This is a genomic window from Paenibacillus hebaui (assembly GCF_051934385.1).
GTDB lineage: Bacteria > Bacillota > Bacilli > Paenibacillales > Paenibacillaceae > Paenibacillus.
This window is the reverse complement of record NZ_CP196836.1, coordinates 4150535-4174254: the sequence shown is the minus strand read 5'-3', so window position 1 is coordinate 4174254 and position 23720 is coordinate 4150535. Positions and strand designations below refer to the sequence as shown.

Genomic DNA, 23720 nt, shown 5'->3' with positions numbered 1-23720 from the left:
GCGGTATAGAAATGCCTATAATAGGTGGTTAAAGCGAATATATGGACTGAATTTTGCAAGGATATATTTTAAATATTTGTTCATAGTGATGGGATATTTTTTGTTTTTTACTTTATTCTTGTTTATGCTATCCCCACTAGTTAGTTCTAATTATACAGGGAATTACGATAAATATATCAACATAGGTGTTTAATAGGGTATTTATGTGCAATCATTTCGGTATCAGTATTGTTTCTATTGGTATTCTTGAGTATCGATCTAGTTAGAATAACATTACAAATTCATAAAGGAAATGATGGTTTGTTAAAAGTCATACTCTCCTTTGTATCAGTAATTTTAGTCTTCATGTTGTTGCCGGATTTTCTTTTTGCGACAATTTATAGCTTTTCGTTAAATATAATATTTAATTCGTCTTATGAAATAATTGATATGTTCTATTATTCATTTATCCTACACTACCTTATACCAAGGCAGCGTCAAGATTTTTGTGTAAATGAAATAACCTTTTCTTATGTAGGGTGATGTTACTCTTTTGTGGTGAACATGGCTAGCAGTTCTGCTCGTGCTTGATCGAAGCCAATATGACAACGGGTAGCAAAACGTTGGTTATAGCTTTCAAACTGGGAAACCAGGAATTTTTCTAATGCCTCTTCATGAGGGAATTGTTCTTTCCGATTCGTGTATTTCTTGATTTGCTTGTTAAACGATTCGATCAGATTCGTCGAATACAGGCTTCTCCAGATGGGTTTGGGAAAGCTGTAAAACGTGAAAATATAGGGATTCTCTCTCAACGATTGAACCACTTTGGGATAGGTGGCTTTCCATTTGTCACAGAAGGTAGTCAGAGCAGCCTTACCTGCTTCTTCATCCTCAGCACGATACACGGACTTGAAATCTTCACAGATCTCTGCTCGATCCGTCACCCGAACTTTGTGGGCGATGTTACGAGATAAATGAACGCAACAGGTTTGGTACTTCGCTTGGGGATATACCTCTTGGATTGCATTCACAATCCCGGTCAGTCCGTCAGAGATAAACAGAAGGATTTGTTCGGTGCCACGCTGTTTGACGTCCTGAAGTAGTTCTTTCCAGATATAAGCGGATTCGGTCGGTGCAATCGCGTACGTAAGTACCTCTTTGGAGCCATCCTCACGAATGCCTACGGCAATATAGACCGCTTCCTTGGCTACCGTTTCACGCTTCACAGGGATGTACGTCGCATCAATATAGACGCAGACATAACGCTTCTCCAGCGGTCGTTTCATAAATGCATCGACATGCTGGGTCATGACTTTGGTCATGTTGGAAACCGTTTGAGGCGTGTAGTGATGGCCATACATTTTCTCGATGAGGTCAGCGATTTCCGTCATGGTGACCCCCTTTTGAAACAGGTGAATGACAAAGGATTCCAGGGTGTCATTGGAACGTTTATACGGCGCTACCGTCTGCTGTTTGAACACTCCATTCCGATCCCGAGGCATACTAAGCTGCAAGTCGCCATACTCGGTATGAAGCGTACGAGTGTACGATCCGTTACGAGAGTTGCCTGAATTCACGCCAGCACGGTCGTATTTTTCATAATCCAGAAACGCTGTAAGCTCCGTTTCGAGCAAGTGGTTCATGGCAGACTCTAAATGATTGCGAAATACTTCTGTAATATCTTGTTTGGTGACTAGAGCTTGAACTAAATCTGTTGTAAAATGATTCATAGGGAAGACCTCTCTCTGAATTGTTGTGTGGTAACTCAATTCTACTAGAAAAGGTCTTCCTTTTTCTATTTACACAATATATTTTACGCTCTCTATACCAATGAATAGCTACTACCTTTCTATACAAAGTGTTATTCAACAAAACTATATGTTAGGGTTACTCAATGGAATACATACAATTATGATTAAGGCAATAGATAACATTGTTATTACCTCAATTGTTCTTGCTTTATTTACAAACAATCTATTAAAGAGGGTTGATGAGCGAAGTTAGAATAGTAAACTTGAGGTTTGGAGATTATTATAATGGTTTAGAGAATGCAATTCAAAATGACTAAATCTAAGTACTAGGGGTCAATTATAAATGTAACTGGAATAGGAAAAGGAGTTGTGATCACATGCAACCAGAAACAAAGAAAAAAGGATGGAATTTGGACAACAGTTATGCCCGTTTGCCGCAAACCTTCTATACGAGTCAGGGAGCTGTACCTGTTCAAGCCCCTGAGCTGCTCATTTTCAACGCACCACTGGCGACAAGCCTTGGATTGAATGCCGTAGCGCTTAACAATGAAGAGGGGGCGACTGTTTTTGCAGGTAACCTGATTCCTGAAGGAGCCGAGCCTCTCGCCCAGGCATACGCAGGTCATCAATTCGCTAATTTTAACATGCTTGGTGATGGACGGGCTTTATTGCTTGGTGAACAGATCACACCACAAGGCGAGCGAATGGATATCCAGCTGAAAGGTTCAGGAAGAACACCATATTCCCGCGGAGGAGATGGGCGTGCTGCCGTTGGACCGATGCTGCGTGAGTATATTATTAGTGAAGCGATGTATGCACTGGGTATTCCAACAACCCGAAGTCTGGCAGTGGTATCTACCGGAGAAAACATTACACGCGAAACAGAACGGCCTGGGGCGATACTGACCCGAGTTGCGGCTAGTCATATCCGAGTAGCAACCTTCCAGTACGCAGCCAGATGGGGGTCTATTGATGATCTTCGAGCATTAGCTGATTATACGTTGCATCGACATTTTCCTAATATCGCCGTAGCTGACAATCGCTATCTTCTGCTCCTTCAGGAGGTGATTCAACGCCAGGCGTCTCTCATTGCCAAGTGGCAACAGGTTGGATTCATCCACGGTGTGATGAACACGGATAATATGGCGATCAGTGGTGAGACGATTGATTATGGACCGTGTGCCTTTATGGATGCTTATAATCCGGCGACAGTATTCAGTTCAATTGATACACAAGGTCGGTATGCCTACGGCAATCAACCGTATATTGGTGGCTGGAATTTGGCTCGATTTGCCGAGACACTTCTGCCGCTGCTGCATGAAGATGAAGAACAGGCTGTGCAAATCGCTCAGACTGCCATTGCCCAGTTCTCTGAGTTGTATCATCATCATTGGCTCTCCGGTATGAGATCCAAGTTGGGTTTGTTTAATGAAGAGGCTGAGGACGAAACGCTAATCAGAGACCTTCTTGAACTCATGGAGAAGCATAATGCAGATTACACCAATACTTTCCTGGCATTGACCTTTGATACGTTGGAGAGGAATTCTTGGTTTGGCACTTCAGAGTTTGCTGAATGGAACGATCGGTGGCAGGCAAGGTTGGGCAGACAGCAGGAAGCGAAGGATGTTTCGCAGCAATTGATGAAAGACAGCAATCCGGCGGTAATTCCTCGGAATCATCGGGTAGAAGAAGCACTTGAACGAGCGGAGAATCATGGAGACCTTAGTGTGATGGAAAAGCTTCTTGCTGTTCTGGCAAGCCCGTACGCGCATTCCCATGATCAAGCTGAATATGCTAAACTGCCTGCACAATGCGATACGTCTTATCAGACTTTTTGTGGGACTTGATTGAAAATGTGTGTAATGAAGAGGCTGCCATTGGCAGCTTTTTCATTATGAGGTCAACGTCAGCTTTCACCGTTCTTACTGAATTCGGAGAAAGATCGTGCAACCAAATGAAATAGAAGTGTGTAACTTTTTGAAGTGGGTGATTTCATGTCCAACATCCGAAGTAAACGAGAACTGGCAGCCATTCTTATAAAGTTGCTTGTGCAGACATCATTCCGTAGGGAACAGATGGAGAACTATGTTAATCGTTTGTTTGAGACCTTTAAATGGGAAGGTGTTCCATATGTCAGGCAAACGTCAGGAGCTTGAACGGCAGACACTAAAACCAAGAAAAGAGAGGTGATTGACGTGAGTGAACAGGATATCAATGATATCTGGTATGAGTATGCGGTATCATTTGTCGAGAAAAAGAATGAATCTGCACAGGGATGGGCTGCGTTAACTCCAAATGAGCAGGAAATTGCTGCTATATGGCTGTTAGAGGTGGATGTCTTTAACGGTGGCTTTATACAGTTTTTCTGCAACTGGGGCGAAGAGGCATATCTCCATGCCTTGCGGGCATTACATACCATTGGTGCGACTCAAGTGTTGGAGATTATAAAGTCAGCATACGGCTGCATTGAGCATTTGGAAGAGGATGAAAGGCTTACAGAGCTGTGGGATATTCCTCAATATCTAACAGCAGAACAGGAGCAACAGCTGGATACACTGGATCAGCAATTCTGGGCCAATGAGGATCAGATCGCGCAGAAGGCCTTTGATTATTATCACGGGAAGTTAAAAATGATGACTCTATAAGTTGGGTGCAGGCTCGCATCTATCGTTCGGTCTAGAGATTGTACACTTGCCCTTGCAATGATTTTAACGTTCGGCTATACTGGCTATAAATTGAATACATGAATTACGTTGATAGAGCGCAGTAGCGGCTTTGTCCCTGTTACAGAAAGTCAGGGGGTGATGGAACCTGATACATACAAGGGCTGCGAATTACACTCTGGAGTACTTGGGTAATGCCAAGCGGAATGGCGATCGATATTTTGCCGAAAGCGGTATGGACAGCGTGTAAGCTGTTGTCTGTGCAAGTTGGGTGGTACCACGGTTATGATAATCGTCCCTATGTCTATTGAAGACAAGGCGGCGATTTTTTTGTGTCCAAAAAAGTCTCACCAGGCTTAGCTCTTTATGAATTAACGTAAATCATGGACTAATACCAATGGATAGAGAAGGGGTTGTTTGTTTTGAATATTATTGATGAACTGGAATGGCGCGATGCTATTAACCAACAGACGGATGCGGAGGGTCTTCGTGAGTTGACTGAGACGACGTCGGTTTCCTTGTACTGTGGAGTTGACCCTACAGGTGACAGCATGCATATTGGGCATTTAATTCCGTTTATGATGCTGAAACGTTTCCAACTCGCCGGCCACCGTCCTGTCATTCTGATTGGGGGAGCTACAGGCACCATTGGTGATCCAAGTGGTCGTCAATCGGAGCGTTCCCTGCAAACGATGGAAGAAGTACAGGCTAATGTGGATGCTCTGACTGCACAAATGAAAAAGCTCTTTGTCACCGATGGAGACAATCAGGTACGTATGGTAAACAATTACGACTGGACACATAAAATCAATGTGATTGAATTTTTGCGCGACTACGGGAAGAACTTTAACCTCAACACGATGCTGGCCAAAGACGTGGTTGCGAGCAGACTGGAAGACGGAATCTCGTTTACCGAGTTCTCCTACCAGATTCTCCAATCGCTCGATTACCTGCACCTGTTCCAACATGAGGATGTTCAGCTGCAAATCGGCGGTTCTGATCAATGGGGCAACATCACAAGTGGTCTTGATCTGATTCGGAAAAAAGAAGGATCAGAAGCAAAAGCTTATGGTCTGACGATTCCACTCATGCTCAAAGCAGACGGTACTAAATTTGGTAAATCGGCGGGCGGTGCCATCTGGCTTGATCCAAACAAGACAACTCCATTTGAATTCTACCAGTTCTGGGCGAATACCGATGACCGTGATGTGATCAAATACCTGAAATACTTCACGTTCCTGAGCAAAGAAGAAATTGAGGCTTTAGCGGAAAAAGTAGAAACCGAGCCGCATAAGCGTGAAGCACAAAAGGCGCTCGCTGAAGAAATGACGAAATTCGTTCACGGCGACGACATGCTGGAGCAGGCGAAACGTATTACCGCAGCACTGTTCAGCGGAGATATTCGTTCTCTTACAGCAGGCGAAATCGAGCAGGGCTTCAAGGAAATGCCAACGTTCGAAACCGACGGTGAAGCGAAAAATATTGTAGACTGGCTCGTGGATCTTGGCCTGGAGCCATCCAAACGTCAGGCACGTGAGGATGTCACCAAAGGAGCGATCTCCATGAACGGTGAGAAAATTACGGAGCTGGAATTCACGGTCTCCGCAGAGCACGCCATCGGTGGTAAATTCATCATTATCCGTAAAGGCAAGAAGAACTACAGTTTGGTGAAGTTGAAGTAGTATTCTTAGCAATCGTATGAATCCTGGAAAGGTCATAACGGATGTTTTACCTTCCCAAGGAACACAAAAAGACCGTCTCCATTCATGTCAATGACATGATGGAGACGGTCTTTTACTATTCCATCCGCAGATGGCGTATATTATTGATTTACAATCGCTGTGATCTCTTCATCCAGATCAAGCCTTACATTCTCACGGTATGCCCGGATGTTGTATTCACTATGCAGGTAGCGCAGGATCGCTTCGATCATGTTGGATTCAACCAAAAATTGACTACGGCCCTGAATCCAGACTTCAGCGGAATACCCTGTGTCTTCTTCCCAGCTCAGTTCTACGTTAACATCGGTTGGACGCACACCTTTGCGTTCAGCCATATGAATACAGATCGCGTTTATAATCTCATCCATGCTCAGAACCATAGAGATTAGTACCGTCCGTTTCTGTTGCGGTCATCATCGCGATCATTACGACGGTCATATCGACCATCCTGTGCTGGTTTACGACGATTGGTAATAGCTCTGAAGATAGCCATTGCGAGCATAACGATCAACATGATTGCAGCAACGTTTACCAGCAGTCCAAGAATATTACCGAGGGCTCCCATGCCACCAAACAATCCACCAAACATCATACCTGCCAAACCACCAAGCATCATGCCTTTCATGAATCCGCCGCCACCGCCGAAGAATCCGCCACGGTTTGTATTTGCTGCTCCGGAGTTGTTATTGGTGTTTGATTTGCTCACATTATTGTTGGAATCGGATTTCTTAGGTGTGTTGGTATAACTTTTCGTACCTGATTTGAAACCGCCGCCACGTCTAGCGTCAGCAGAATCCGGATTTGCGACTCCAACTGTTGCGAACAACAATGTAAAGGCCATGAAAACCATCATGAGATGTTTAATTCCGAATTTTTTCTTCATTGTAAAGATCGTACCCCCCGATTAATTTGTTTGATTACCCAAAAAAATGGGCCTTACTCCAATAATACGGTCGACTTACAGGAACGTTTCAAATTTTGATTAATTTTCTGAAATACTTGGACAATGATCCTGAATGGCCGTTTGACCATCGAGTAATTGGGTAACCCAGTTGCACCATTCGAGGCCTGTCTGTGCATTCATTAAACCTTTTTGGACCAGAATGTAACTTCCGAATTCCCGGCTGCCTACACGCAGATTATCCTGAGGTATTCGGGCCTTCAGTTCCTCAAAATATCGAATGCGTTCCATAAACCAGTTTTTACGTTCATTCAGAATGCGTCTCATGCTTCCGTCTTCCGCAATGCCGACACATAGAATACGCAGATTGAACTCATCGCGTGTAACCGGAGCGGTAACGGGAGTGATCATCCATCCCAGCAGTTTTTCAATTCCTTTGTCCGTGACTGCATACATTTTTTTGTCCGGTTTATCAGACTGTTGCACCCAGCGGGAGGCTAAAAGCTCATCGTTTTCCATTTTGGAAAGGAGTGGATAGATCTGACTGTGTTTGGCCTGCCAATGTGGCTGGATCTTCAGCATCAGATCATATCCTGATGACTCCTCGCGGGTAAGCAGCCCGAGCAATCCGTAGGAAAGTATGTTCATGCACATGTCTCCTTAATATTAGGGCTGGGCCATTGAGAACAACAAAAATTGCTTTCTTTGACCGCTTTCATAAAAGTGTACACTGAAACTGTATGGTTTGACAACCTGACAGCTGAACTGCCTCAATTTAGACAAAAAAAGAGTGCGGACCCCGAGGTCCGCACCCAAAACCATTTAGAGAGAGGTCTATTGCCCATATCCCTCAGCGACAAGATCAAGCTTACCTGTGTAAGAATCAATGACCATGCCGTGAACGGGTACATTGGGCGGAAGCAATGGATGTTTATTGATCACTTCCACAGTATGTTTTACCCCTTCTTCAACGCTGTCAAACCCGCGCAACCACTTTTGCAAACGGATGCCCGAGTTCTCCAGCGTGCTCATGACTTCTGCCGATACTCCCCGTTCAACCATATGTCCAATCATCGTTTCGGCGTGCAGGGAAGCCATGCCGCATTCCGTATGTCCGACAACCAGGACTTCATCTGCACCCAGCTCATAGATGGCGACAAGTACACTACGCATGACAGATCCAAAGGGCTGAGAAATAATCGCACCAGCGTTTTTGATGATTTTCACATCGCCATTCTTCAGGTTCATGGCCTTGGGCAGCATTTCTACCAGACGGGTATCCATACACGTAATGATGACCATCTTTTTGGTTGGAAATTTGCCAGCCGTATACTTTTCGTATTCTTTAGTCTCGACAAATGTTTTGTTGTACTCCAAAATCTCTTGAATGTTGTTCATGTCTATTGCCTCCTGTTATCCAATACGATGAGCACGACCACTTGCACCAAAGTGCAGCTTGTCCTACGTCCTATATTTTTATGTTTTTTACCACGGTCAGCAACTCGCAATATTTTGCTCTATAGAAGAGTAATGCAAATTGCATCTGTTAAAAGTTGATTATATACAATGCAAAAAGTATCATCAATAGGGTGTATACATTTTTTTTGAAGAGGTGACGTTAACAATGGAACAACAAACACAGAAACATCTGGAATCCTTCCGTAATCTGACTCGCAAAATCAAGAGTTATCATGAAGCTATTGGCTTGCTTCACTGGGACCTGCGCACAGGTGCGCCGAAAAAAGGCGTTCCAACCCGTTCGGAGACGCTGGGTATGTTATCGACCGAAGCATTCAAACTGCAAACCTCTGCTGAGATGAAATCCTGCCTGGATGCCTTAACTAATCCCGAGGTATTGGAACAACTGGAAGATATCGATCGCCGTCAGGTCGAAGATTGCCAGAAAGAATATAATCGCAGTCAGTCCGTGCCGCCGGAGAAAGTGCAAGCTTACACCGTGCTCACCGCTAAGTCGGAAACGGCATGGGAAGATGCCAAGCATAACAGTGACTTTGCTGGTTTCTCACCTTACCTCACTGACATCGTGAAGCTCAAACAGGAGTTTATTGATTATTGGGGTGTGAAGGATACACGCTATGATACGCTGCTTGATATGTATGAGCCGGATCTGACCGTTGAGAAAGTAGACGCCGTATTTGCCCGCCTCAAGGCACGCCTAGTACCTCTGCAGGAAAAGATCAATGCCTCGGAGAGCAAGCCGAATACGGAGTTCCTGAACCAGCTTTTTGACACGGATCAACAGGAGAAGTTCAGTCTATTCATTCTGGAACAGATGGGATATGACTTTGAAGCAGGACGACTTGACGAAAGTGTACATCCTTTTGCAACAGGCCTTAACCCGGGTGATGTGCGAATCACGACGAATTATTTGCAGGATGACGTTACCAGTGCGGTTTTCAGTTCATTGCATGAGGGTGGACACGCCTTGTATGAGCAAAATATTGACGACAGCCTGGCGGGCACCCTTCTTGCCGAGGGAACGTCTATGGGTATTCATGAATCCCAGTCCCGTCTTTGGGAAAATATGATTGGCCGCAGCCTTCCGTTCTGGAAACGCTATTACACCGATTTGCAGCAGCATTTCCCACAACTGAGTGAGGTTGAACTGGAAGACTTCTATCGTGCAATCAACCGGGTGGAGAGTTCTCTGATTCGGATTGAAGCGGATGAATTGACGTACAATCTGCACATTATTATCCGCTATGAAATTGAGAAAATGCTGTTCAATGAAGGCTTGGAAGTCAAAGACCTGCCAGAGACCTGGAATGCTAAATATAAAGAGTACCTTGGCATCGTGCCTCCAAATGATGGGATGGGTGTGCTTCAGGATGTTCACTGGTCCGGTGGGGATTTCGGTTACTTTGCTTCATATTCACTAGGCAATATGTATGCAGCACAAATTCTACATACATTGCGTAAGGAAATGCCTGAGTTCGATGCCAATATTGCGCAAGGCAACTTGGTTCCCATTAAGGAATGGCTGACAGATAAAATTTATCGCTATGGTAAAAGCCGCACACCTTCCGAATTGATCATGGCAGTTACGGGGGAAGAATTGAACCCGGATTATCTGGCCGATTATCTGGAAGCGAAGTATGCCGAGATATACAAGCTGTAAGACAGAGACAACAACATTGTAAAATCTAGAGGAGCGGGGCTTCATTGCCCGGCTCTTTTTTTTGCGTGTAAGTTCTTAACCTTTTGTTGGGCATCAGCATATCCATAGTAGAGAGAAACAGCCGAAGACCAGTGAAGGAGGGAACTGCCATGAAATACACGCCCTGGTTTGTCCGGGCCATTGTCATTTTGCTCATTATTATTGTGGCGCTCACCAGCTGCAATCAAGAGAAGAATGAAGCCAAAATTACGATTGGTGAGGTTACACGTTCTGTATTCTACGCACCCGAGTATGTAGCCGTGGCCCAAGGTTTTTTTGAGGAACAGGGGCTTGAAGTGGACATTCAAACGACAGCTGGCGGGGATAAAACGATGGCGGCATTGCTCGCAGGTTCGGTAGATATTGCGCTGGTTGGAGCAGAGACGTCTATCTACGTCTATCAGCAAGGTGCAGAAGATCCGGTCATTAGCTTTGCCCAGCTCACACAAACGGATGGAACCTTTCTGTTTGCCCGGAATCCGGAAGGCACCTTCGATTGGGATCAACTGAAGCAGAGTGCCTTCCTTGGACAAAGGAAAGGCGGCATGCCTCAAATGGCAGGTGAATTCACGCTGAACAAACACGGGATTGATCCTCAGAATGATCTGGAGCTGATCCAAAATGTGGATTTTGCCAATATTGCGTCAGCATTCGCCTCAGGTACCGGAGATTATGTGCAGTTGTTTGAACCACAGGCATCAATCTTTGAACAAGAAGGTCGTGGCAAGGTCGTTGCGTCATTTGGGGCGGAAGGCGGACACCTGCCGTATACCGTTTTTATGACCAAACAAAGCTATATCCGTGACAATCAAGATATCGTCCAGAAGTTCACGAACGGCCTGCACAAAGCGCAAGCTTGGGTGGATTCCCATTCTGCTGAAGAGATCGCCGAAGTCATCACTCCCTATTTCAAAGATATCGATCCAGCCATTTTGGTAAGTAGTGTGAACCGTTATAAGGAACAGGGCACATATGCAACCGATCCAGTCATTGATGAGAAAGAATGGAATAACTTACTGGACATCATGAGCGCTGCGGGGGAGCTGAAACAGCGGGTAGACTCACATACTCTTGTTGATAATACCTATGCAGAACAAGCGGCGGTAACCAAGTAAGAAGGTATTCAGGAAAGGAAGTGAGCATATATGCCTGAATCCGAAATGATGATCAGAATGGAAGGAATCTCTCAAGTCTATGTGAATGAGCGTGAAGCATCCCTGGTTATCGAAAATCTGAGTTTTCAGGTCGAGCGAGGAGAATTCGTCAGTCTTGTCGGCCCGAGCGGATGCGGTAAAACCACATTGTTGTCGATCATCGCCGGGCTGCTCACCCCGACTGCAGGTGAGATCAAGGTTAAAGGTAAACTGGTGGAAGGGCCATCCCCCCAGATTGGCTATATGCTGCAACAGGATTATCTGTTTCCGTGGCGCACCATTCTGGACAATGCCCTAATTGGGCTTGAATTGACAGGCAGACTGGATGGGCGGAGTCGTGAGCATACGCGTGAACTGTTGGCAGGCATGGGTCTTGCCGGAACCGAAGATCAGTATCCTTCGGAGCTATCCGGCGGGATGAGGCAAAGGGTTGCGTTGGTACGCACACTGGCTATTGATCCAGGAATATTGTTGCTTGACGAACCCTTCTCCGCCCTGGACTACCAGACCAAATTGCAGTTGGAGGATCTGGTCTCCGACATATTGAAGAAGTCCGGTAAAACATCAGTGCTTGTCACACATGACCTGTCCGAAGCCATTGCGGTCAGTGATCGCGTCATTGTGCTTGATCGTAATCCGGGCCGTATTCGACGGGAATTCATTGTTCCCGAAGCGATTCGAAATGCACAACCTTTTTACGCCAGGGAGCAGCAAGGATTCAATGAGCTGTTTAAGGCATTATGGAGTGAGCTGGATCAGTCCGGAGGAGGTGAGAAGAGCGGGTGAATCAGACAAATCAGAAGCAGGAAATGCGTGACGAATGGATGGGACAGCTGCACCGAAGCCATATCCAGCAAGTTGCCAGATGGCGCCGTCAAGTACTCATGGTGCAGCTGTCCATGCTGGTGTGTATGTTTTTGCTGTGGGAGCTGGCGGGAAGGCTGCGCTGGATTGATGTGCTCTTGTTCAGTTACCCAAGCAAAATTTTCAACCAGATTGGCAAGGACATCGCCAGCGGGGAGCTGTGGGCTCATGTCGCGGTCACCGTAGGAGAAACGGCAGTCGGTTTTTTGCTGGGGACACTTATCGGAACGCTACTTGCGGTTCTGATCTGGTGGTCTCCTTTTTTGTCCAAAGTGCTTGATCCCTATATGGTTGTATTCAACAGTATGCCCAAGGTAGCGTTGGGTCCGATCTTTATTGTGATGTTTGGTGCGGGTTTTACGGCGATTGTGATGACAACCTTGTCGATTACCGTCATTATAACGACACTTGTCGTGTATAACAGTTTCAATGAAGTGGATCAGAATTATATTAAGGTTATTCGTACGTTCGGCGGGGATCGCTCCGAGATTTTTACCAAGGTGGTTCTGCCAGCTTCATTTCCAGCCATTGTGTCTACTCTAAAAGTAAACGTTGGCATGGCCTGGGTAGGTGTTATTGTAGGGGAATTTCTGGTCGCGAAGCAGGGGCTTGGTTATCTGATTATTTATGGCTTTCAGGTATTTAACTTCACCTTGGTTCTATCGAGTCTGCTGATTATTGCCGCTGTTGCGACAGCCATGTATCAACTTGTTGTATTTGTAGAGCGCAAATTACTGGCTGGGCGAAGATAATTCGGCATTGTGCAACATGCTGATATAACCGTTCATAATATGTATACAATTTCACAAGGGTTGTCACGTTGCCCGAACCTGTAAAATCAAGTACGATAATTATTACGAAGAATATGCGCAGATTCGAAATGAATGCGACAACGGAGAAGCGGGCCGTGTGGCTTCCGTCGCATCAATCCAATTGCCAGCGTCCCTTATCTGGGGGGCGCGTTGTTGTGACCGGCATGTATGCGCATGCCGGTTGATGCCGTTTATGAGTAAAGAAAAAATTCCGACTTACCGTCATCCAGACGAATTCTTTTATATCGGGAAAGAAATGGTTTATAGCAGGATGTGTAATACTACGTATACAACCTACGATAGGACATTCTGTCATGTATAAGGGACAAGCGTTACCGATGGGTCTTGACTTGGTGGTTTTGACATTTTTGCAGCTTAGAGGAGAGGGAATGTTAGATGGGTTTTAGGGTAATTAAAACCGCGATAGCCGCGCTGATGGCCGTGCTGATTGCGGACTGGTGCCGATTGCCGGGACCAACATCGGCAGGTTTGCTTGCGATACTTGGTGTCGATGTAACCAGAAAAAGAAGTATTCGTACCATATCAGCAAGATTTTTTGCTTCAGTGGTAGGACTTTTATTTGCAAGTGTACTTTTTCACTTTCTCGGCTTTCATTACTGGGTGCTGGGGGTCTACATACTGATTGCGTTTCCGGTTATTGTTCGGGTTGGATTCAAGGAAGGCATTGTGACGGGCTCGGTCGTGGTGTTCCGGGTATTTGGCGGGGGAGTAATAGACGTACACGTCGTTTTAGTGCAAATTGCACTTCTCCTGATCGGTCTTGGTTCAGCAATGGTTGTCAATCTGGCTTATATGCCAGCTGCGGACCCGCAGATGCTGCGTATACGTAAACGGATTGATGAATTATTCTCTGTGATCTTTCGGGAGTTTGCAGCCACATTGCGCAACCCAAACGAAGTATGGGCAGGGGAAGAATTGATTGAAGCGGATAAGGCCGTGTTGGGCGGTATTGAAGCAGCCAAACGTTCATTAGAGAATCAGGTGATCCATCCCAATGAGGAGTGGAGTGTTTATTTTTATATGCGCAAAACGCAGCTGGATTCCATCCAGCATATGATGCATCTGGTGTCCCAGATCTATCAGAAGATGCCTCATGCGGAGATGGTGTCAGAACTGTTTGATCAGCTCAGTCAGGATGTACTCACTGAATCTTACACCGGACGTACGGAAAAACTTCTTGCAGATGTGCAAGAAGAATTCAGGCAAATGGAGTTACCGGATACAAGGGAAGAATTCGAGATTCGTTCCGCGATTCTCCAGCTGTGCCGGGAACTCGCACTGTATCTGAAGATTGCGAAGAAGGACAAAGCGCCGTCGCCGATTACGGACCGGTCCCAATCTACAAACGAATAATAGAAAATAGTTGTCACCCTAGACGGATGTCCTGCATACACTTGTAGTGAATGATTGTATGGAGGAGGTTTAAAGATGTCATTGAGTCATAAACATCAATGTAGAGAGATCATCACGAAGGCGATCTGCGGCAAGGGTCGTAAGTTCTCTACCGTAACACATACCGTGACTCCGCCACATGGTCCGACCAGTATTTTGGGGGCTTGGATTATCAACCACCAATATGAAGCCGTATCAGCGGGGGACGGAATTGAAGTTATTGGTACTTACGATATCAACATCTGGTATTCTTATGACAAAAATTCGCAGACGGATGTAGCCAAAGAAACAGTGTCGTATGTAGAACATGTGCCTTTGTCCTATCTGGACCCGAAACACCGGGCCACCACAGTAGAGGTATCTGCGGATGCAACGCAGGAACCAAGCTGTGTGGAAGCCACGGTATCGGCAGGTGGTAGCAGCGTAATTATCCGGGTAGAACGGGAATTCGCTGTGGAACTGGTCGCGGAGACCAAAGTATGTGTGAAAGTGTGTACAGATGGCTGTGGAGATTATGATGACAAGGATTATGACTATGGCAGTGGCGATGGAGATTATGACGATCTCGATCCCGACCTGCTTGACGAAGAACTGTAAGTTCGTCGCTCTGGGTTCATTAGATAAGGTATCATATGCGCCGCAAGCGGCATTGAAGAGGGCGTAAGCCCTCTTCTTTCATAATTATTTATGTTATCGGTGGAATGGGCCTCGCAAAGCACCTGGAATACCTTTCACAGGAAGGCTCCACTTTGTGGGGTTGTTTTTATTTGGGGCGAAAGAGAAGGAGTGACGGGATGAATGTGAGGGAAGAGGCTGAGGAGGCGGTGCGCCGGTATGAACGTATGCTCCCTGGTGAACGGGCGGATCGGCTGAAACGGTCCGGCATTGAAGTGCTTGCATCACAAGGAAGACGTACCAGAGAGCCGGGCCTGCGTGTGCGTTACGATGTAGAGGTAAGCTGCCTGCAAGCGATTAAGATCAAACGCAGGGATACCAGTGGCATGGGTGGGGCTCAGGAAAGCGTGCTGGCACGTGAAGCAGCTTCAACGTTGTTTAGACGCATTGAACGGCTCGCAGTCAAAACACTATATACACTTGGCTTGGATCATGGAGCTGTACGATTGGAGGCCTCGGGGAAAAGCGGTTGCGCTGTGATCTCGATTGATCCACGTCCATGGAAGGGCATGACGAACGTTACCGCTGCCTATCAGGCAAGCTGGAATCAGCTTCAAGCTGAGCTGGATCAGGAAAGGCGGCTTAATCCTGTCCCCATATTGGGGATGGACCCGGAGTTTTTACTTGTGCAGATGCCAGAGTCCAAAATCGTTCCTGCTTCCCGTTTTCTCGATCGTACAGGAGTAGCGGGCTGTGATTCAGTGACAATCAATGGACGGCGAATATACCCTGTAGCCGAACTGAGACCGGCTCCCAGCTCTGAACCGCGTGAACTGCTTGCCCACTTGCTTAGAGCATTTGCCTCCGCTTCGCGCAGCATTACGGATCACTCGCTAATCTGGCAGGCTGGAGGTATGCCGCAGCGTGGGCTGCCCTTAGGGGGACATGTTCATTTCAGTGGCGTGACGCTGAATGGTGAGATGCTGCGTGCACTGGACAATTATCTAGCCTTGCCAGTCGCCTTTCTTCAGGACCCGCGAGGTTCAGGCAGACGTCCACGATATGGGGCATTGGGTGATTTTCGACTGAAATCCTATGGTGGGTTCGAGTACCGTACATTACCGAGTTTCCTGGTATCCCCCCTGGTAGCCAAAGGGGTGGTTGCCTTGGCTGGTCTCATTGCCGGAGGCTATGGTCAACTTCGTCAACGTCCTTTGGCGAAGGCTGCTGTTCATACTGCTTTTTATGAAGGCAACCGCGAGGTGATGCAAGCTCATATTTCAGCGCTGCTGAATGACCTGATGGGGTTGGAAGGTTATGCCCGTTATGAACGGTATGCATCTCCCTTGCTTAATCAACTAAGACAGGGAAGAACATGGGACGAGAGCCGGGATATCCGCAAACTCTGGAATATTCGGGCAGGTTCATGAAGAACGGACTCTTTTTTGTTATAATGGGAAGTAAGACAATTTTGATCATCGTTACGGAAGAAATGGAACAGCACCCTGTGAGGGAAGCGGCGGATGGCCCAAAAATGAGGCGGAGGCACAAATAAGGTGCCTGACCGCCTTATTGTTCCTTCCAGGGCAGTGCCTCTTCCTGACATCATAGGAACGGATGGAGGATACTCATGGCTCAATATACGCCAATGATTCAACAATATTTGCAAGTGAAGGCCGAAGCGCAGGACGCTTTTCTTTTTTTTAGATTAGGTGATTTCTATGAAATGTTCTTCGAGGATGCGGTCAACGCTTCCCGTGAGCTTGAGATTACACTGACTGCACGTGCAGGAGGCGGAGATGACAAAATCCCGATGTGCGGTGTGCCTTATCATTCGGCTGACAATTACATACAGCGTCTGATTGAAAAAGGATACAAAGTAGCCATTTGCGAACAGATGGAAGATGCATCGGTAACGAAAGGCATGGTACGACGTGAAATTGTACGTGTCATTACGCCCGGAACGGTAATGGAAGGCAAAACACTGGGGGACAAGTCCAACAATTATATGGTGTGCCTGACGGGTGACCAGAATACGTTGGCGCTGGCTGCCTGTGATTTGTCTACCGGGGAGCTTTATGTGACTTCGGTCCCTTATTCCCAGGAATGGCTCAAGGATGAGATCGGCATTTACGAACCTTCGGAGCTATTGGGAGATGCTGCATTACTGGATACGGTAGCTACCCAGGCTTCTCCAATCGGTCGACCTGTTGTATACACTCCATGGACCAAGAGTAAGGAAGATCTGGTACGTCAGCAATTCGGTGAAGCGGTATGGGCGCGTCTGGAACCTGAACGTCAGACGTGTATTGCGCGTCTCTTCTCCTATCTAAGTGAGACACAGAAACGTTCACTCGGACAACTAACACAAATCTCGACGTATGAGCCGGATCACTTCATGATTCTGGACCCGTTTACCCGTCGTAACCTGGAACTGGTGGAAACGGTGCGCGAGCGCTCCAAGAAAGGTTCGTTACTCTGGCTGCTGGACCGCACTGAGACGTCGATGGGTGCAAGGATGCTGCGACGCTGGGTCGATAAGCCCTTGCTGCAAAAAGGGAAAATCAACGAGCGTTTAGAAGCGGTGGATACGTTGTATAACCAGTTTATTTTGCGGGAAGATCTGCGGGCAGAACTCAAAGACATCTATGATCTGGAACGTTTAGTGGGTCGAATTGCTTTTGGTAACGCCAATGGTCGGGATCTGAATGCGTTGAAGCTATCACTGGACAAAATTCCGAGGCTTCGTCAGTATTGTGAAGGTTCGCCTTCCACAACGCTGCAACATATTGCTGGCATTATGGATGACTGTAGTGATCTGCGTGATGCGATTGAGCAGGCTATCGTTGATGAACCTCCGGTGTCTGTGCGGGACGGGGGTTTGATCCGCGAAGGTTACCATGAACGGTTGGACGAGCTGCGTGAAGCATCGGTGAACGGCAAACAGTGGATTGCAGAGCTGGAAGCCAGAGAACGGGAAGCGACCGGTATTCGTTCGCTGAAAATCGGCTACAACAAAGTGTTTGGTTACTATATCGAAATTACGAAATCGAACCTGGCTTCTCTGCCAGAAGGCCGTTACGAGCGGAAGCAGACCCTTGCCAACGCTGAGCGTTATATTACTCCAGAGCTAAAAGAAAGAGAAATCCTGATTCTCGAGGCTCAGGACAAAATGGTTGATATCGAATACGGCTTGTTCGCCGAGTTGCGGGAACGTCTCAATCAGGAGATTGCAAGGCTGCAGAAGCTGGCTGAACAGGTCGCAGAGATTGATGTGTATCAATCTTTTGCTGTGATCAGTGCGGAGCGCAATTTCGTAAGACCTACATTGACCGATGGTTACGATATGGTCGTGGAACAAGGCCGCCATCCGGTGGTTGAAGCGGTGATGCGAGATGGAGCATTCATTGCGAATAGTACGGCTATGCGCAAGGAGGAGGCTCGCATTTTGCTGATTACCGGTCCGAATATGGCTGGGAAAAGTACGTATATGCGGCAAGTGGCGCTAATTTCGATTCTGGCGCAGATTGGTTGTTTCGTGCCGGCAGGACAGGCAGAGGTCCCGATTATGGATCGTATCTTCACTCGAATTGGCGCAGCCGATGATCTCATCGGCGGGCAGAGTACATTTATGGTGGAAATGGCTGATATTCAGGTCATGACGGATAAAGCGACACCGCGCAGTCTGATCATTATCGATGAATTGGGACGGGGAACGTCAACCAGTGAAGGCATGGCGATCGCTCAGTCTGTTATTGAATATGTGCATGATATCATTGGCTGTAAAGCGCTTGTATCCACCCATTTCCATGAGCTTGCTCATCTGGAGGAGAGCCTGGACAAGCTGGCGAACTATTCGATGGCCGTTCAGGAGAGCGGGGACAAGGTCAATTTCCTGCGCAAATTGATTGCCGGTGCAGCAAGCAGCAGTTATGGCATCTATTGTGCACGGCTTGCGGGTCTGCCTGACAGCATTATTGAGCGGGCGAATGGTTTGTTGCACGGTTTTGAGCATGCAGCTGCACAGGTCGCGGTTGGAATTGAATATGTCGGGAATGACAAACAGCGAATGGGTGATCCTGTTCAACGTGCGGAGTTCCAGGCAACAGATCATTCACCATTGATCCGGGAGCGCGAATCTGCGGAAAGTGTAGACTCTACTGTTTCGGTTGAAGATTCAGATAAGCAACATCCCAAGAAACCAAACAGCAAAGAGCAATTGGGCTCCAAACATACAGATGTGGTTCAACTCTCCATCTTTGGGGATGACGAGCCACGTGTCACTCCGAAACCAGATGTGGTTACGGTTGACAAGCCAGCCCGGGAGTTTATTCGCAATCTGAAAGATATTGATGTCATGAATATGACGCCTCTCCAGGCGATGCAGATATTGAATGATCTCAAATTAAAGGCACAGCAATTATCCTGAGTATAGGGAGGGGGAAAACCTGTGGCGAAAATACATGTACTTGATGAACATATTGCCAACCAGATTGCGGCAGGTGAGGTAGTTGAGCGGCCTGCTTCAGTCGTCAAGGAGTTGCTGGAAAACTCGGTGGATGCAGGCGCCACCAAGATTGAAGTAACGGTGGAAGAGGGCGGACTGCTCAGTATTCGTGTCAAGGACAATGGTTCAGGTATCGAGCCAGAGGATATGGAAACCGCCTTTTATCGTCATGCGACCAGCAAAATAATGCATGGCCGTGATCTGTTCCAGATCACAAGTCTTGGATTCCGCGGAGAAGCCTTGGCGAGTATTGCTGCTGTATCCAAGGTCGAAGTGTTATCAGCCAGTGGAAATGACGGGCGAGGGCGCCGCATCGTGATTGAAGGCGGGAATCTCTGCTCACATGAAGATGCAACCTCACCCCAAGGTACAGATTTTGCCGTGAGAGAGCTATTTTTTAATACACCAGCTAGACTGAAATATATGAAAACGATCCAGACCGAGCTGGGACATATCTCGGATGTCCTTTATCGGATGGCGATGTCTCATCCTAATATCTCGTTCAGGCTGCGCCATAATGAGAATGTGCTGCTTCAGACGTTGGGAAACGGGGATCTGCTGCAAGTGGTTGCAGCGATCTATGGTACAAGTGCAGCAAAAGCGATGCTCCCCATCCAGGGAGAAAGTCTGGACTATCGTGTGAGCGGGCTGATCAGTCTGCCAGAATGGACACGGGCGAATCGTGGCGGTATGTCGACCATTGTTAATGGGCGATTTGTTCGCAATTACGGGCTCAATCAGGCTATTCTGAAGGCCTATCATACCTTACTGCCCATCAATCGGTTTCCGCTTGTGGTGGTGCAATTGGAGATGCATCCGTCCCTGGTTGATGTGAATGTGCACCCCGCCAAACTGGAAGTTCGTTTCAGCAAGGAAGCGGAGTTGTATGAGTTTGTGGAAACGACACTTCGTGGTATATTGCGTCAGGAAGTGCTCATTCCACAGGTAACCAAACAACAGATCAGACGTGGAGACAATAGTTCTTTTATTCAGGAACAATTTCTCTTTCCGAGGGGGCCTCTGAAGGAGGAAGCCGAATCCGCAGGTTACGGGCAACAGGGCCCAATGGGGAAACCTCCTGGACTCGTTAACATGACTGTGGAGGATGATGATCTGGATGCTCCTGCTGATGTACAGACTGGTCATGATGGGAATAGTGACGGAGAGGGGTTGCCATTACCTGAAGCTCCGCCCGAGATACGGCCATCCTATGACCCATTTGAGATTCCCAGTGGGGATAAGCCGAAGGATAAACAACATCATGTTGAGAATGCCAGTAGCCAGTCAGCTTCTACAATGAGCGGTAGTCCCGTTTCTAAAGATTTGACAGGTTCTACAGAGCAACCTTCCCAGACTGACACAGCTTTACGAGACGACGGAGGTCCATCTACATCGCAGGATACTCCTGCTGAATCCGATTATCGTTCCAATCTGGTTCACCCTCCGGTTAGAGAAGCTCGTTCATCCTATAGTTCTTCTGCGGCTGCTGCAAAAGGTGAACGGAGCTGGAAGGTCCCAAGCATGCCGGACCCTGTGCGGCTGGCGGCTGCGGTGAAATCGGATGCATCAATGCCAGCGTTTCCTGAACTGAGCTTGATAGGGCAGCATCACGGAACGTACTTGATCGCGCAAAATCAAAACGGTCTATATCTGATCGATCAGCATGCCGCCCATGAACGTGTGAATTATGAGTATTATTACGAGAAGTTCGGGAATCCGGCTCAGGCCTCACAAGAATTACTGCTGCCCATTACACTGGAGTTCACGCCATCCGAAACCGAAAAGCTCAAAACAAGACTGGCTTGGTTCGAACAGGCAGGTGTGTATTTGGAGCATTTTGGCGGGCAGACCTTCCGGGTGCGTTCCCATCCATTCTGGTTCCCCAAAGGGGATGAGAAGGACATTATCGAAGAGATGTCGGAATGGGTTCTGAGTGAACGCAGCATCGATGTTGCCAAGATGCGAGAAGCGGCCTCTATCATGTGTTCTTGCAAGGCATCTATCAAAGCCAATCAGAAGCTGACGGATCAGGAGGCAGAAATGTTGATTCAGCGTCTTGGTTCTTGCCGTCAGCCGTATACTTGTCCACACGGGCGACCGATTGTGGTTTCATTTTCAACCTATGATCTGGAGAAATTGTTCAAACGGGTCATGTAGCTGTTTAGGAGGAAGTTATGTATATTACAACCGGTGAAAAGGAAGCAGCCTCACTTGTGGAGCGCGCACGAAACCTTGCTGAAACAACGGGGGGAACCTACGTACCACGCAATAAAATGTCTCTCCCCATGCTGATTGAACACTATGGAGCAGAGGAAGTCCTGATTGTGCTCCAGGGTAAGGTACGTTTGTTTCGTAAGGATTCACCGCTGCTTGAGTTTCACCCCAGTATGGGATTTGTTCGTGCCAAACGTATTTTAAGAGGAGAACCTGATCCGATGCTGGAGGCGGGGGCAGTGAATGAAGGGGATACCATTATTGACTGTACAGCCGGTTTGGGTACAGATGCACTGGTATTCTCGGTTGCAGTGGGCAAAAGTGGACGGGTGATCGCATGCGAAAGCTCCCTTCCGCTTTACACACTATTAGTTGAGGGGATGTCTCAATATGAGACTATCAAGCCTGCGGTAAATGAAGCTTTCCGGCGGATTGAGCTGCGTCATGCGAATCATCTGGATTTACTTCGATCCTTGCCGGATCAAAGCTGTGATACGGTTTATTTTGACCCCATGTTCCGTGAAGCGATGATGGATTCAAGTGGCATCAAGCCTTTGAGGAATTATGCGAATCACAATGCACTGGATGAACAGAGTATTGTTGAAGCGAGACGTGTTGCCCGTAAGCGGGTAGTCATGAAAGAGAAGCGCGGAAGCGCGGAGTTTATGAGACTCGGTTTTGAAGTGCATGACCGGGGCAATGCCAAAACACTGTACGGAGTGATTAATGTTGAAAGCGGAAGTTAAACCGAAACTGCTTGTGTTGGTCGGACCGACAGCTGTCGGTAAAACGAGAATGAGTATTGAGCTTGCACAAGCGTTCAATTGTGAGATTATTTCAGGGGACTCGATGCAGGTATATCGCGAAATGGACATCGGAACGGCTAAAATTACCAGCGAAGAGATGAAGGGTGTTCCCCACCACCTGATCGATATCCATGAACCGGAGTATCCTTATTCTGTTGCCGAATTTCAGGAGAGCTGTAGAGGTTTGATTGGGAACATGCATGAACGCGGCAAGCTGCCTTTTATTGTTGGGGGAACGGGTCTATATGTGGAATCGGTCTGTTATGGCTTTCAATTCTCGGAAAGCGGCTCCGATGAAGCATTTCGGGATGAACAGTTTCGTTACGCTGAGCAGCATGGCCCACAGGCGCTCCATGATAAATTACGGGATATTGATCCGGTTAGTGCTGATCGCTTGCACCCGAACGACCAGCGTCGAATTGTTCGTGCATTGGAGATTTATCACCTCACAGGTGAGAAATGGTCTGAACAGCTGGCTTCCCAGAAAAAAGAGTCTCCTTATGACCTTCTTATTATTGGTCTGACGATGGATCGGCAGAAGCTGTATTCCCGGGTAGAAGAACGGATTGACCTCATGATTAAGCAGGGTCTGGTTGAAGAGGTCAAGTCACTTTTGGAGCGCGGCGTGTCCAGAGGACATATTTCCATGCAAGGGCTCGGCTATAAGGAAATAGCTGCTTATCTTCAGGGTGAGGTGAGCTGGGAGGCTGCGGTCGAGTGGCTAAAAAGGGATACGAGGCGTTTTGCGAAACGCCAACTGTCCTGGTTCCGGCATATGAAGGATATCGAGTGGGTGGATATGGCGGATACCAAAGATTTTGAAGGCAATTATAATCAGGTATGTGAGTTGATCAAACGCAAGTTTAACTAAATCTAGAAGGTGGAACTTGCACCCGATTAGAACGATGTGGCCTCTATCTTTTGACTATCAAATGATAGAGGCCTTATATATACCTTCAACTTCTCATTATTGAAGAAAACGTTTAAAATCGGAGGATTTATCCCTCTTTTGCAATTCTGACAAGCGGTGTATAATGGATAAGTCTTCTAGTTGCATGTGAGGCTCAGGCATGGGTGCAAATAGCAGGCAAGGGGTTTTTGTGGATTATATGAATCTGTTCATGATATAATAGCACGAAAGC

General features: G+C 47.2%; 20 protein-coding genes and 1 other annotated feature. Of the genes, 15 read left to right on the top strand and 5 right to left on the bottom strand.

What is annotated here, in order from left to right; all coding sequences use genetic code 11:
* Window positions 1–524: 524 nt before the first annotated feature.
* The gene (locus tag ACR32F_RS18445; RefSeq protein ID WP_440109429.1) at window positions 525–1709 is read right to left on the bottom strand and encodes an IS256 family transposase; all 1185 of its coding nucleotides are present in this window, start codon (window positions 1707–1709) and stop codon (window positions 525–527) included.
* A 398-nt stretch (window positions 1710–2107) separates the two neighbouring features.
* Between ACR32F_RS18445 and ACR32F_RS18440 the strand changes: the two genes are divergently transcribed.
* From ACR32F_RS18440 to tyrS, 4 genes are all read left to right on the top strand, one after another.
* Entirely contained in the window at window positions 2108–3577 is a 1470-nt protein-coding gene (locus ACR32F_RS18440; protein WP_440109466.1) for a protein adenylyltransferase SelO, read from the top strand.
* A gap of 147 nt (window positions 3578–3724) precedes the next feature.
* Window positions 3725–3886 carry a hypothetical protein gene (locus ACR32F_RS18435; RefSeq protein ID WP_440109464.1) on the top strand — a complete coding sequence of 54 codons (162 nt, stop codon included), beginning with the start codon at window positions 3725–3727 and terminating at the stop codon, window positions 3884–3886.
* A gap of 39 nt (window positions 3887–3925) precedes the next feature.
* On the top strand, window positions 3926–4375 hold the full coding sequence (locus ACR32F_RS18430) for a DMP19 family protein (RefSeq protein ID WP_440109462.1): 450 nt from the start codon (window positions 3926–3928) through the stop codon (window positions 4373–4375).
* 99 nt (window positions 4376–4474) lie between these two features.
* Window positions 4475–4696 (top strand) — a binding site (T-box leader).
* A gap of 119 nt (window positions 4697–4815) precedes the next feature.
* Window positions 4816–6075: a tyrosine--tRNA ligase gene (tyrS, locus tag ACR32F_RS18425; RefSeq protein WP_440109460.1), complete on the top strand. Its 1260-nt coding sequence runs from the start codon at window positions 4816–4818 to the stop codon at window positions 6073–6075.
* A 140-nt stretch (window positions 6076–6215) separates the two neighbouring features.
* On the opposite strand, the gene ACR32F_RS18420 is transcribed toward tyrS, so the two are convergent.
* From ACR32F_RS18420 to ACR32F_RS18405, 4 genes are all read right to left on the bottom strand, one after another.
* Entirely contained in the window at window positions 6216–6494 is a 279-nt protein-coding gene (locus ACR32F_RS18420; protein WP_440109458.1) for a YxcD family protein, read from the bottom strand.
* Between the two features lie 5 nt (window positions 6495–6499).
* On the bottom strand, window positions 6500–6997 hold the full coding sequence (locus tag ACR32F_RS18415) for a hypothetical protein (protein ID WP_440109456.1): 498 nt from the start codon (window positions 6995–6997) through the stop codon (window positions 6500–6502).
* 99 nt (window positions 6998–7096) lie between these two features.
* Complete coding sequence (locus ACR32F_RS18410) at window positions 7097–7663, bottom strand: PadR family transcriptional regulator (protein WP_440109454.1); 567 nt, start codon at window positions 7661–7663, stop codon at window positions 7097–7099.
* 186 nt (window positions 7664–7849) lie between these two features.
* Window positions 7850–8413 (bottom strand): beta-class carbonic anhydrase, encoded by a 564-nt coding sequence (locus ACR32F_RS18405; protein WP_440109452.1) that lies wholly within the window; start codon window positions 8411–8413, stop codon window positions 7850–7852.
* Between the two features lie 226 nt (window positions 8414–8639).
* On the opposite strand from ACR32F_RS18405, the gene ACR32F_RS18400 reads away from it, so the two are divergent.
* The 11 genes from ACR32F_RS18400 to miaA all read left to right on the top strand — a co-directional run bounded on the left by ACR32F_RS18400 (window position 8640) and on the right by miaA (window position 23449).
* The gene (locus ACR32F_RS18400; protein ID WP_440109451.1) at window positions 8640–10154 is read left to right on the top strand and encodes a carboxypeptidase M32; all 1515 of its coding nucleotides are present in this window, start codon (window positions 8640–8642) and stop codon (window positions 10152–10154) included.
* A gap of 149 nt (window positions 10155–10303) precedes the next feature.
* Entirely contained in the window at window positions 10304–11308 is a 1005-nt protein-coding gene (locus tag ACR32F_RS18395) for an ABC transporter substrate-binding protein (protein ID WP_440109449.1), read from the top strand.
* Between the two features lie 30 nt (window positions 11309–11338).
* On the top strand, window positions 11339–12133 hold the full coding sequence (locus ACR32F_RS18390; protein WP_440109447.1) for an ABC transporter ATP-binding protein: 795 nt from the start codon (window positions 11339–11341) through the stop codon (window positions 12131–12133).
* Between the two features lie 38 nt (window positions 12134–12171).
* Complete coding sequence (locus tag ACR32F_RS18385) at window positions 12172–12963, top strand: ABC transporter permease (RefSeq protein WP_440119944.1); 792 nt, start codon at window positions 12172–12174, stop codon at window positions 12961–12963.
* Between the two features lie 456 nt (window positions 12964–13419).
* Entirely contained in the window at window positions 13420–14397 is a 978-nt protein-coding gene (locus ACR32F_RS18380; protein WP_440109446.1) for an aromatic acid exporter family protein, read from the top strand.
* A gap of 75 nt (window positions 14398–14472) precedes the next feature.
* Window positions 14473–15033: an outer spore coat protein CotE gene (locus ACR32F_RS18375; protein ID WP_440109445.1), complete on the top strand. Its 561-nt coding sequence runs from the start codon at window positions 14473–14475 to the stop codon at window positions 15031–15033.
* 197 nt (window positions 15034–15230) lie between these two features.
* Window positions 15231–16481 (top strand): putative amidoligase domain-containing protein, encoded by a 1251-nt coding sequence (locus ACR32F_RS18370; protein ID WP_440109444.1) that lies wholly within the window; start codon window positions 15231–15233, stop codon window positions 16479–16481.
* Window positions 16482–16681: 200 nt separating this feature from the next.
* A complete protein-coding gene (gene mutS, locus ACR32F_RS18365) occupies window positions 16682–19480 on the top strand; it encodes a DNA mismatch repair protein MutS (RefSeq protein ID WP_440109443.1) in 2799 nt (932 codons plus the stop codon).
* A 21-nt stretch (window positions 19481–19501) separates the two neighbouring features.
* Window positions 19502–21715: a DNA mismatch repair endonuclease MutL gene (gene mutL / locus ACR32F_RS18360; protein ID WP_440109442.1), complete on the top strand. Its 2214-nt coding sequence runs from the start codon at window positions 19502–19504 to the stop codon at window positions 21713–21715.
* A 17-nt stretch (window positions 21716–21732) separates the two neighbouring features.
* Window positions 21733–22518 carry a class I SAM-dependent methyltransferase gene (locus tag ACR32F_RS18355; RefSeq protein WP_440109441.1) on the top strand — a complete coding sequence of 262 codons (786 nt, stop codon included), beginning with the start codon at window positions 21733–21735 and terminating at the stop codon, window positions 22516–22518.
* Window positions 22502–23449: a tRNA (adenosine(37)-N6)-dimethylallyltransferase MiaA gene (gene miaA / locus ACR32F_RS18350; protein WP_440119942.1), complete on the top strand. Its 948-nt coding sequence runs from the start codon at window positions 22502–22504 to the stop codon at window positions 23447–23449. The genes ACR32F_RS18355 and miaA overlap by 17 nt, the downstream gene beginning before the upstream one ends.
* Window positions 23450–23720: the final 271 nt, after the last annotated feature.